Origin of the sequence: Nocardioides sp. CPCC 206348, from assembly GCF_048654705.1 — a bacterium.
Taxonomy (GTDB): domain Bacteria; phylum Actinomycetota; class Actinomycetes; order Propionibacteriales; family Nocardioidaceae; genus Nocardioides.
Window position 1 is genome coordinate 125,157 of record NZ_JBMCZA010000198.1, and the last position, 726, is coordinate 125,882.

Sequence of the window (726 nt, forward strand, 5' to 3'; positions counted from 1 at the left end):
GGGAAGCCGCCCGGCGGCCCGTTTCAGGTAGCCCGAATCCAGGTCGAGAATCGGCGCCGGCACGAGACCCTCCTCATGCGGAGGGACCGCGACCTTGAGGTTGTGCTGGTCCATGTGCTCGAGCAACCGCACGACGTACTCACAGACGAGGTCGGCCTTCAGCGTCCACGACGCGTTGGAGTAGCCGACGATGAAGGCGAAGTTCGGGATGCCGCTGAGCATCATCGCCTTGTAGGTGAAGGTCTTGCCCAGGTCGATCTGCTCCCCGTCGACCTCGATCGTCGCGCCACCCATGGCGATCACGTCCAGACCCGTCGCCGTGACGACGATGTCGGCCTCGAGCTCCTTGCCGGACTTCACCACGATGCCGCTCTCGGTGAAGCGCTCGATGTGGTCGGTCACGACATCGACCTTGTGGCTGTGGATCGCCCGGAACAGGTCGGCACCCGGAATGACGCACAGGCGCTGGTCCCACGGGTCGTACGGCGGCGTGAGGTGGGTGTCGTAGTCGAAGTCGTCGGGCAGGTGCAGCTTGGCCCAGCGCTTGAGGAGCACCTTCGCGACCTTGGGGTTGCGCCGGCAGAACTCGTAGAACCCGATCGTGACCGCCGCGTAGCGCGCATGGATCAGCTTCGCCGCCTGCTTCTTCGGCATCGTGCGCTTGAGCGTCTCAGCGATCGGGTCGATGCGCGGCTGGCTGACGATGTACGTCGGCGTGCGCTGCAA

General features: G+C 65.3%; 1 pseudogene. It reads right to left on the reverse strand.

The annotated features are described in order from the left end of the window. A pseudogene (locus ACOADB_RS19050) lies at window positions 1–726 on the reverse strand (FAD-containing monooxygenase EthA); the annotation flags it as partial.